The organism is Sphingomonas parapaucimobilis NBRC 15100, from assembly GCF_000787715.1.
Lineage (GTDB): Bacteria > Pseudomonadota > Alphaproteobacteria > Sphingomonadales > Sphingomonadaceae > Sphingomonas > Sphingomonas parapaucimobilis.
Genome location: NZ_BBPI01000097.1, coordinates 68426 through 79053, shown reverse-complemented (window position 1 = coordinate 79053; position 10628 = coordinate 68426). Strand labels below are relative to the sequence as shown.

At 66.7% G+C, this 10628-nt stretch carries 9 protein-coding genes; 5 read left to right on the top strand and 4 right to left on the bottom strand.

Translation table 11 applies throughout. From position 1 onward, the window contains the following. Positions 1–168 precede the first annotated feature (168 nt). Both SP5_RS16905 and SP5_RS16900 read left to right on the top strand, forming a co-directional pair. Positions 169–2370, top strand: a complete 2202-nt coding sequence (locus SP5_RS16905; RefSeq protein WP_245613533.1) for a S8 family serine peptidase — start codon at positions 169–171, stop codon at positions 2368–2370. A 134-nt stretch (positions 2371–2504) separates the two neighbouring features. Further along, positions 2505–3173 carry a hypothetical protein gene (locus SP5_RS16900; RefSeq protein ID WP_042490882.1) on the top strand — a complete coding sequence of 223 codons (669 nt, stop codon included), beginning with the start codon at positions 2505–2507 and terminating at the stop codon, positions 3171–3173. A 112-nt stretch (positions 3174–3285) separates the two neighbouring features. Here the strand turns inward: SP5_RS16900 and SP5_RS16895 are convergent, their stop codons facing one another. Together SP5_RS16895 and SP5_RS16890 are read right to left on the bottom strand one after the other, a co-directional pair. Next, on the bottom strand, positions 3286–3912 hold the full coding sequence (locus SP5_RS16895; RefSeq protein ID WP_042490879.1) for a hypothetical protein: 627 nt from the start codon (positions 3910–3912) through the stop codon (positions 3286–3288). After that, a complete protein-coding gene (locus SP5_RS16890) occupies positions 3909–4415 on the bottom strand; it encodes a hypothetical protein (protein ID WP_042490877.1) in 507 nt (168 codons plus the stop codon). The genes SP5_RS16895 and SP5_RS16890 overlap by 4 nt, the downstream gene beginning before the upstream one ends. Positions 4416–4937: 522 nt before the next feature. Between SP5_RS16890 and SP5_RS16885 the strand changes: the two genes are divergently transcribed. From SP5_RS16885 to SP5_RS16875, 3 genes are all read left to right on the top strand, one after another. After that, on the top strand, positions 4938–6278 hold the full coding sequence (locus SP5_RS16885) for a hypothetical protein (protein WP_042490873.1): 1341 nt from the start codon (positions 4938–4940) through the stop codon (positions 6276–6278). Between the two features lie 122 nt (positions 6279–6400). Next, entirely contained in the window at positions 6401–7333 is a 933-nt protein-coding gene (locus SP5_RS16880) for an alpha/beta fold hydrolase (protein WP_245613532.1), read from the top strand. Between the two features lie 74 nt (positions 7334–7407). Next, the gene (locus SP5_RS16875; protein ID WP_042490867.1) at positions 7408–8382 is read left to right on the top strand and encodes a serine hydrolase domain-containing protein; all 975 of its coding nucleotides are present in this window, start codon (positions 7408–7410) and stop codon (positions 8380–8382) included. Positions 8383–8395: 13 nt separating this feature from the next. Here the strand turns inward: SP5_RS16875 and SP5_RS16870 are convergent, their stop codons facing one another. Together SP5_RS16870 and SP5_RS16865 are read right to left on the bottom strand one after the other, a co-directional pair. Then, complete coding sequence (locus tag SP5_RS16870; RefSeq protein WP_042490864.1) at positions 8396–9568, bottom strand: winged helix-turn-helix domain-containing protein; 1173 nt, start codon at positions 9566–9568, stop codon at positions 8396–8398. An 86-nt stretch (positions 9569–9654) separates the two neighbouring features. Continuing rightward, on the bottom strand, positions 9655–10548 hold the full coding sequence (locus tag SP5_RS16865; protein ID WP_042490862.1) for a LysR family transcriptional regulator: 894 nt from the start codon (positions 10546–10548) through the stop codon (positions 9655–9657). Positions 10549–10628: the final 80 nt, after the last annotated feature.

Genomic DNA, 10628 nt, shown 5'->3' with positions numbered 1-10628 from the left:
TGCGCGCTCGTCTAATAGCGAGTTTCCAACTTCCGGCTTTCGGGTCGGCATCGCCTCGTCAACAGGGGCGATGCCGTCGGCTGGGGAAGCCAAGCATCGCCCGACACGGGGGTGCGTATGGTTGCGGGAAACAGCCGCCAGTGGCGGAAGGCTTTTCAAACGACATCGGTGATTTCGGCGACAATCCTGCTCGCCGCCTGTGGCGGTGGAGGCGGTGGCGTCGCTTCGTCAGGGTCGATCCCGACGCCTGCACCCACGCCGACGCCCAGCCCGACACCAACGCCTTCTCCCACACCGACCCCGCCGCCCAGCGCCGCGGATAGCGCCGAGTATAAGGCGTCCGCCGCCGTGGTCGGTGCGAAAGCCGCCTATGCCTACGACAAGGGCATCACCGGCAAGGGCGTGACCATCGCCGTCATCGACACCGGCATCGCTACCACCAGCGCCGAGTTCGCCGGCCGCATTTCGCCCGACAGCAAGACGTTCGAGAGCCGGATCGCGCGTTGCGCTACCTGTGCGCCGGAGACGGTGACCTTCCCGCTCGACGATGTGCAGGGTCATGGCACCGAGGTCGCCTCGGTCGCACTCGCCGCAAAAAATGGCTCGGCCGTGCACGGCGTTGCCTATGACGCGACGCTGCTCGCGCTGAAGGTCGTGGCTCCCGATCTCGAGGGCGTCACCGCGACATCGGTTATCAAGGAAGGCAGCGGCGCGGACGCCGCCAGTATCGCCCCAGCCATCACTTATGCCGTGGAAAAAGGGGCGTTCGTCATCTCGATGAGCCTCAATGGCGAGCATAGCGGCCAGATCGCCGCCGACGAACGCGCCGCGATGGACGGCGTCGTCAAAGCCGACCGACTGCTCGTGCAGTCCGTCTCCAACTTCGTCGACGACAAGAGCGCTGCGCTTGGCACGATCACGCGCAACCTCGTCGGCAGCAATTTGGAAAAAAAGGACAATTTCCTGTTCGGCATCCGCGTCGACAGTGCGCTGCGCCCGCCCAGCGGCAACGGCCTGCCCGGCGATCTTGCCGACCGCACGCTGGCGGTGGTCGCGACGGACGTCAGCGTCGTCGGCAAGGACGGGCAACTGACCACCGTCACCGGCAACAGCTTCGCCGCCCCCGCCATCGCCGGGGCGGCTGCGCTGCTCAAGCAATATTGGCCGCAACTTGGCGGAAAGGCGATCTCGCGCATCCTGCTCGATACCGCGACCGACCTTGGCGACAAGGGTGCAGACCAGATCTTCGGCGTTGGCTTGCTCAACATCGAAGCTGCGATGAAGGCGCAGGCGCCCACCAGCGCCTTTGCCGCTGTCGACATGGTGCTGGCGCGGTATTCCTCGCTGAGCCTGTCGGGCCCTTTCGGTAATGGCGGCCAGTTGTCGGATGCCGTCACCCGGATGACGGTGTTCGACCGCTATGGCCGCGACTTCGCCATGACCGGCAGCGCCGGGCCACGGGTTCGGAGTTCGGGGTTGCTGGCGGGTGCCATGCTGGGGGCGATCGATCCGCCGTGGCTGGCCACCACGGCCAGCGACATGAAACTGGGGTTCGCCTCCGCATCCGCCGGGCCATGGGCCGCGGCGCGGTCCAGCCGCCCGGCCACCTTCGCCTTCTCGCCCGCTGCGGGACAGACCGTCAGCTTCAGCGCCAATGTCGGGATCGGGCAAGGCGCAGGCATCGCGGGTTCTGCCCTGCGCGGTGTAGTCGCTGCACCGGTCGGCACGTCATCCTCATGGAGCGGCGATGGCTGGTCGGCAGGCTTTGCCTCCGGCGCGTCACGCGACGGCCGCTCGGCTTTGCGCAGCGTCACTTTCGCATCGCCAATGGGCCTCGGTGTCGAGCTATCGGATCTGACCGAACGTGGCCAGGTGCTCGGCCTGCGCGGCTCTGCAGGGTTTGCCCTATCCGGCAGCCGGACGACGCTGGCGACGCTGACGGCCAGCCGCAGCGTTGCTGGCGTCCTGCTATCGGCGCGGGCCACGGCCGCCACCACCTGGGTCGATGGCGGATCGGACCTGTTGCGCTTCACCGGCCCGATGACCGGGACCGCCTTCGCGCTCGACGCGGCGCATCGCCTCGGCGGCGGTACGATGACGCTCGGGCTGTCCTCGCCGCTTCGGCTCGAGCGCGCCCGTGCGGTGGTCGAGGCGCCAGTCGCCTATGACCTGATAACTGGCGTGCTCGCCACCCGTCTTACCAGCGTCGACCTGACACCGACCGCAAGAGAGATGGATGTCGAGCTCGGCTGGTCGGCTGCGCTGTCACCCAGCTCGTCGCTGCGGCTCGGCGTCGCCCACGCCTTCGACGCCGGCCACGTCGCCGGCGCGCAAGACACCGCAGGCTTTGTCGCGCTGGTGCTGCGATGAGGCTCGCCGTTCGGGCTCGCTCGCCACCGGCAAGTCCAGCCCGCCCGTAAAAACATTCTCCCCCCTCACGGACCTGCCACGCCGGGACGCATCTCGGCGAACGAACCCGCACGTCCGGAATACAAGGCCATGACATGATGACGAAAATCACCGCCACCGCTGCGCTGGCGCTGCTCACCGCCTGCGGATCGGCCTCGGTTACCGAGCAGGAGGCCGCCGCGCAGACCAGGACGGTCGCCGCGCCGCTGACCATCGCAGGCATCCGCATCGGCATGACCGCGCTCGACGTGCAGGCGACGCTTGTTCGTACCGGTTGGAAGATCGAGACGTCGGCAGGCGAGGATTGGGTCGCGACCGTCGACCATGAGGCCAAGCGGCAGCGGGGTGTCTTCCCGATCGAGGAACCGAAGAACGGCATTGCGGTGCTGAATGCGACGAAGGGCGACGAGCGCCTGACCGTCGAATTCCAGCCGGTGCCGAACGGTGATGCCGTCAAGCTCGTCCGCTATATTGCCCCTGCCGCCGGACGGACGCCCGAGCAGATCGCCGCCGAGATGGTGAAGCGCTATGGCAGGCCCGGCGCCTCGCAGGTTGCCGCCTCCATCTACGAGGCGAGTTGGTGCACGGGCGGCGACCCGTGCCGCCAAATCTGGGGCAATATGCATCAGGGGCTTGCGGCCAAACTCGATGTCTACGGCAAGCTGAACATTTCCCTCTCGCAAGGCGTGGCGGCGGAGCGGGCATGGCAGAATGCGGTCAGCCGTGCGGTCGGTAGAGGTACGGGCCCGAAGTCGTCATTCTGACGAGCCCTACCCAAAGGCGGTCAGTTCGATGGACGGGGCGCTGGGTCGTCCCGTCCATCGCCATCGATCGATGCGGATCGATGCCTGTAGCGACACCACAATTCCACGCTGTTCATTGCCCCAGCGTTAGGGCCCAGCGTGCGGAGAAATCCGCCCAATCCTCTGCCCACATGGCATGCTCGCTTTCGGCAAGGTCGGGATGCGTGGGCCCCCACCCGGACGCCCGGTGGGTGCGACCAAGCACGATGGCGTGGGCATGCGGGGCTTCCTCCGCCAGCTGATCGCACGGCGCGTGAGCGACCACGAGACTGGTCAGGCGGCGTTCCCGGCCGAGCCGCAATGCCACGTAGGACAGCACCGCCCCGAACGCGTCATGCACGGGCACGTCACGATCGAACGGGAAGGTGAAGACCGCGCCCAGAAGCTTCTGGTGCGGCTGGACCGCCGCGTCGTATTCGCTGAACAGCCGTTCGAACGACCCGACATCTGGCACGCCGGGCGCCGGGATGATCCGGTAATCGCGGGCCGTCACCGGCCAGCCGCACGCCGTCCTTGGCGTATCCTTGCTAGGTTTGACTGGGTTAAGCTTTGCGAACGCGATCTGGCTCATTGCATTGTCCAGCCCGCTACGGCGCGGCCGGACGAGGCCAAAGCCGATGCCGCGGCCGGCCTCGGCGCGAACATCGAAAAGCCGGTCGGCGACGGCGCCAGGCGCCAGCCATTCGGGAAGCGCGGTCACTTCGTCTTTCCCGCGAAGATGTCGGACAGAAGCGCGCGACCGTCGGCCAGTCCCGCTCGCCGATCCACCTCGCTATCCCATGGCGCGCATTCGCAACCGCGAAGCCCTACCGGCAGCAGGGCGAAGGACGTGCTGCCCGGCTCCGGGGGCACGAAATGAGATGGCGCCCCGGCACCGAGGAAGAGGCTCAGTCCGGATGTGTAAACAGGATCGTTGCCGGCGAGCATGACCGCGAAGGTAATGCCGTCAAAGTCACCACGCGATGCGAGTGCGATCAGCACATCGGTGTCATATGCTCGGGCGAGCTCCTCGACATCTCGGCGGGCGGGCGGCACGATCGCCGGGATGATCAGCAACGATGCCGTCGGCGCGTGAAGATAGTGCCGCAGCCGAGTGGCGGGTATTGAACCCGCATCCGGATCGATAGGAAATCGCAGCCCGGCGAGACGCGCAGGGGTCAGGGCGGCGGCGATCGCAACCGCCTCCAGTGTCTTGATGTGCATGGTCGACTTCTATCTATGGGGGCCGCGGGCTGTTCGCGGCGATCCTCCCTGGTCATTTCACCTCTCGGCTCAGCCGATCCGCTTCCCCCACCTTTCATCATCGACCTCGCCGCCATGCGGCGCTCTGGTGGTCTTTGGCGGAGCATGCCCCCGGCCATGCGACCGGTCCCGCCTTCCGGAGGCACCGTCATCGCGGTGCCGGCGGACCTGGAGGCGACGCCTCCACCAGGAGCGCATTGCGCTCCCGGCGCGGACGCGCCGACGCAGCTAAAATGACACAAATATGAAATGCGACATTTTAGCGGTATTGCGCCGCAGTTTCTGTGCGGCCCCGCATGGGGCCGGTCTGCCTTCTTCTGTGAGGGCGCCCACTTCTTTCTGTGAGCTTTCCTCCATCATTTTGTGAGGCTGTGCGCGCCGCCCTTACGGCGGCGTTTACCGCGTGTGAGGGTCTGCAAGGCTATGCTTGCATGGTGTCGCGAGCGGCGAGCGTCGGCCGTCCGCATCGATGGAGCGTCGAGGATGGATCTGAATGCCCTGCTGACCCCGGCCGAGCTGGAAGTGTATCGGCGTCACATGGCGGGCGGGCAGTACGGTGACGGCAGCCCCGAACAGGAGAAGGCCGCCGCCGCGAGCATCACCAAAATGCTGGAGCTTCTGGTGACGGAGGCGGGGCGCAACGCCGTTGGAGCCCTGGGTCCCGGACGCGGCTCGATCCTATCGGAGCTGATCGCGGTACTGCTCGGCCCAGCCCCCGATCCGCAAGCCTGGATCGAGGCCATCGCCCGTGGCAGCTTCGACCTCACCGGGTACAAGGCCTATGGCAAGCGGCCGAAGACGATCGACGGTAAGCAGCCCGCGATCGGATCGCCAGGTAATTTCCTGCCCCGTCTGCTTGAGCGATACCAGAAGGCGGCGGGCCATCGTCCGCCGAACGCACGAGAAATTGCCGATCTGCGGACCGCGCTGGGTATCCTGATCGCGACGTCGCTGCTCAAAGAACTGCACAACGTCACCAATGAACGGGCCGCACTCGGCAGTGCTTGGCCGCTCGTCAGCGCCGTCTCCGGGCGACAGCATGCGGAACTCCGTCGGTTCATCGCTGGCTATGGAGACGATCCGTCGTTTCGACATCAGCTCGCCGCTGACATCCAGCGTTCGGTGATCGACTGGGCGAAGCGCCATCCGGGCAAGGTCCTGCCGAAGAACAAGCAGGTAGACAGCCAGGCACCGCAGACCGACATCGAGCAGCATTTTGCCCATGAGGCGGAATCCGAGGAGCGACGCAAAAACGCGCTGATCGCGTTCGGCAAAATCCTGTTGTCCGGCGACAGCGAAAACGACGATCCAACGATTGATGCCGTGCTCGGCACTCTCCGTGACGAACCGGCTTACGCCTGGCTGCGCGACATGCCGGGGCACCCCGTGGCAGCAGATTATCCCGGTGGCGAGTCACCCATGCCAACCGAGCTGCTGCGGCGATTCATGCCGGTCGCCGCTGGCCCCAGCACGACCGAGCAGGTTTTGGGACGCGCTGCCATGGCGCCCATCGCGATCATGTCGCCACGCCCTCTACGGCTGACGGAAAGCGAAATGATCAACAAGCGGCTCGATGATCTGGCGCGGTCCATTCACAGTCACGTCGAGACAAAGGGCCTGCCGCCGATGGAAACCCCCATCGCGCATCTGCCGATGTTCGAGGCGAGCGTCTGTTACTGGTCGCTCAATCCGGACTGGGAAGCCCGCCAGCCTTGGGAGGCTATCGGCTTCAATCTCCATGCGCCATCCCCGGAGGATGAAGACGCGGCCTACCGATTGTGGGACATGGTCACCAGCCGTGCGGAGACAAAGCGAACCATCTGACGACGTCGTCGCGGCGCTAGGGATATTGGCGTCGCGGCTGGTGTTACCTATTGATGCCTTTTCGCTTTTTTGCCTCCGCGGCCTGCTCGGCCCTGCTTTCAACCACTGCGGCTGCCCAAACGGTGCCGTTCGGCGCCGATCTGGAGCGGTTCGCCTATCCGGCCCCCGTACACTGGTTTGAGGCCAATTCGCAGGGCCATCCGGTTCGCATGGCCTTTCTCGACTGGCCGGCGACCGCCGCGCCCAACGGCACGACGGTCGTCCTGCTCCACGGTAAGAACTTTTGCGCCGCGACCTGGGGAGACACCGCGCGCGGGTTGGCGGCGGCGGGCTACCGCGTCATCGCGCCGGACCAGATCGGCTTCTGCAAATCGTCCAAGCCGAGTGGCTATCAGTACAGCTTCCACGCCATGGCCGCGCTGACCGCCGCGCTGCTCGACCGGGCCGGGGCCGGCAAGGTCGTGCTGGTCGGTCATTCGACCGGGGGCATCCTCGCCACGCGCTTCGCGCTTCTCTATCCCGAGCGGATCGCGAAGCTGGTGCTGGTCAACCCGCTCGGCCTCAACGACACGCTGAGCGAGGGCGTGCCCTATAGCGACCTCGGCAAGCTGCGCGCCGAAGAGGCGAAGACGGATGCGGCGTCGATCAAAGCCTATCAGCTCCGCAACTATTATCATGGGGCTTGGCGGCCGGCCTATGACCGCTGGGTCGCCATGCTGGCCGGGCAATATGCCAGCCCCGATGGTGACACGGTGCGCGATGCACAGGCCCGTCTGTCCGATATGATCCAAACCCAGCCAGTTGCGGCCGAGCTGCCGCACTTAGCGGTCCCGACCACGCTCATCATCGGCCAGCGCGACTTGACGGCCTTTCGGGCCAACAGTGCGCCCGAGGGCCGGCGCGCCCGCGTCCGCACCGTGCCGCAGGCCGCCGAGGAGGCGGTGAAGCGTATCCCCGGCGCCCGCCTGATCCGCCTGGACGATCTCGGCCATTCGCCGCAGGTCGAAGCGCCCGCCGAGTTCCTGCAAACGCTTCGTTCCGCGATCACGCCGTGAAGCGATATGCCTGCGCGCTGGCGCTCCTCCTCGCCAGCGGTTGCGATGCTGCACCTGCGCCACGGCAAGCCGCCATGTCTCGCCCGGTCGAGACGCGCGGTTTGGACAGCGCCATCCTGGCCGATACCGTTGCCCAAGCCAGCCGTCTTCCCCGGCTCCGCTCGCTGCTGGTCCTCCGCGACGGACAGGTGCTGGCGGAACACCGTTTCAACGGTGGGCCGCCGCTCGACCGACCGGTCAACATCAAGTCCGCGTCCAAGTCGGTCCTGTCCGCTCTGGTCGGCATCGCGATCGCGAAAGGCGCGCTGACCGGCGTCGATCAGCCCGTGCTGTCGGTGCTCGGCAGCGATGCGCCGCCCGATCCCGACCCGCGTCTTGCCCGGCTGACCGTCGAGGACCTGCTGACGATGCGCGCGGGACTGGAGCGGACGTCGGGTGAGAATTACGGGCGCTGGGTGTCCAGTCGCAACTGGGTCCGCTTCGCCCTTGCACGCCCGTTCGTCGATGAGCCGGGCGGCGCGATGCTTTATTCCACCGGCAACACGCATCTGCTGTCGGCGATGCTGACCCGCGCATCGGGACGCGACACCCATGCCCTGATGCGCGACTGGCTGGCGGAGCCGCTCGGCATCACCATCCCGCCATGGTCGCGCGATCCGCAGGGCATCTATTTCGGCGGCAACGACATGCTGCTGTCGCCGCGTAGCCTGGCGCGGTTCGGCGAGCTTTATCGCCTGGGCGGCGTTATCGATGGACGGCGGATCGTTCCCGCCCGCTGGATCGCGGAAAGCTGGACTCCTCGCACCGTGTCACCGTGGAGCGGCGGACAATATGGCTATGGCTGGTTCGTCGGCACCAGTCGTGGCCATCCGCTGCGCTTCGCCTGGGGCTATGGCGGGCAGATGCTGTTCATCGTGCCGGACCTCAAGCTGACGGTCGTCATGACCTCCGATTCCAGCGGCGCACGGGACAATGGCCATATCGCTGCGCTCCATGCGCTGCTCGACGACGGCATCGTGCCCGCCGCCGAGCAGGGTGGAGCAAGGTGACGGACGAAGACGCTCAACCGCGATGCACGACCGCGCCGATGCGGACGGCGTCCAAACCGAGCCATGCCCCCATCCGGTCCAACTCGACCTGAAGTCGGGGCAGCGTATCAGTGGGTGCTCCTGGTTCCAGCGTAATGCGGTGCGCGAGCAGCAGCCCGGCTTGCCGATCCGCCTTGAGATCGACCCGGCCGACCAGCGCCTCGTCCATTAGGAAGGGCAGCACGTAATAGCCATGCGGGCGCCGATCCTGCGGAACGTAGATCTCGATGCGATAGTGGAAGCCGAACAGGCGTTCGGTGCGGGCCCGCTCCCAGATCAACGGATCGAACGGCGCGAGCAAGGCAGCGCTGCGCACCCGGCGCGGCATGGTCGCGTCGCGATGCATCCATGCCTTCTGGCTCCAGCCCTCGACCCGCACCGGCACGAGCACGCCATCCTCCGCCAGATCAGCGATGGCGTGATCGGCTTCGACGGGTTTCAACCGGAAATAGTCGCGCAGGTCGCTTGCGGTGGCGATGCCCAAGGCGCGGGCGCTGCGTTCGATCAGCGCACGTTGCGCCGCCTCGACTGTCGGCGTGGGGAGCGCCATCACCGCCGGCGGGATGACCCGCTCGGTCAGGTCGTACAAGCGCGCGAAGCTGCCCCGACGGGTCGCGGTGGTGATTTGCCCGGACCAGAACAGCCATTCGAGCGCGTGTTTGACGTGGCTCCATTCCCACCATCCACTGCGGCTGGCCCCGTTCTCGAAGTCGGCGGCTGCCAGCGGACCTTCGGCGGTGATCCGTTCGAGCACGGCGTCAGCTTCGGCCCGGCGTTCGACCGCGAACCGGCGCAGCGCCTGATAGCCGATCTCGCCTCGCTCCGCCCGCGCCATGCGCCAGCGGAGCAGCGAGTGCAGGTCGAGCGGCAGCAACGACGCCTCGTGCGCCCAATATTCGAGCATGCGCCACTGGCGTTTAGGCCCCCACGCATCGCCCTCCAGCAACGCACGGTCATAGCCGCCGAGTCGCGAGAATGCGGGCAAATAATGCGCCCGCGTCAGCACGTTGACGCTATCGATCTGGAACAGGTTGAGCCGCTCGGCGGTGCTGCGCAGGTGGCGAACCGACGGAGTGACGGGGCGCGGGCGACCAAAGCCCTGCGCCGCCAGGACGATCCGACGCGCTTCGCGGTTGGACATGCTCATGTCCGACGAACTCGACCCTGGATGGCGGCGCGTCAATCCGGCGCACCGGTGATCGCTGGACCGGCTTCGAGCGTTATCACCTTGCTTCATCCTTCGTCGTTGAACGCCGAAACCGCCATGTCGACAAAGGCGCGCAGGCCTGCCGTCATGCGACGATCGGGCAGGCGGACGAGCGTCAGCGGACGAGGTTCGGGCGCGTAATCCGCTAGAACCGGGATCAGGCGTCCCGACGCCAGATCGCCGTCCAGCGTCACGCGGGATTGCAGGATGATGCCATAGCCCGCGACCGCCGCTTGCCGCAGGGCGGCCGCGTGGTTGATGCGCAGGCGGGGCGGGGGCAGCGGTACGACATGCGCACCACCCGGACCGACCAGTGTCCAGCGGTCGTCCGCACCGAATTGCGCGAAGCCGATCAGCCGATGTTCGCGCAAGTCGTCGGGCGTCTCCGGGTGACCGTGGCGTTCGAGATAGCCCGGCGCGGCGGCGAGCATCAGCCGATAGGGAGCGAGCGGATGGGCGACCAACCAGTCGTCCTCCAGCGCGCCGATCCGAAAGGCCAGATCGAAGCCTTCCTCGATCAGATCGACCTTGCGGTCACCCAGCACCAGGTCCGCCTGCATGTCCGGGAAGCGGTCGAGATAGGTCGCGAGCAAGGGCGCGACCCGTTCGGTGCCGAAAGCGACCGGCGCGGCGATGCGAAGCCGACCGACCGGCGTCTGCGCCACCTCGGCGCCCACCGTCTCGGCGATCGCGACATCCGCCAGCACGCGACGGCAGGATTCGGTGAAGCGTCGACCGGCCTCGGTCGGCGACAACCGCCGGGTCGTCCGGTGCAGCAGGCGGGTGTCGAGCCGAGCTTCCAACGCGTTGACGTGCTTGGCCACCATCGTTGCCGAGATGTCGTGCGCCTTGGCCGCGGCGGTGAAGCTGCCGAGATCGACGACTGATACGAAGATCGCCATGCTGGCCAACCGGTCCATTGCAAACCCCTGGTTCGAAGAGATCGCATCCTATGCGGCTGTTTCCGCCATGGCAAAGGAGGCATCCTCCGGTCATTGAC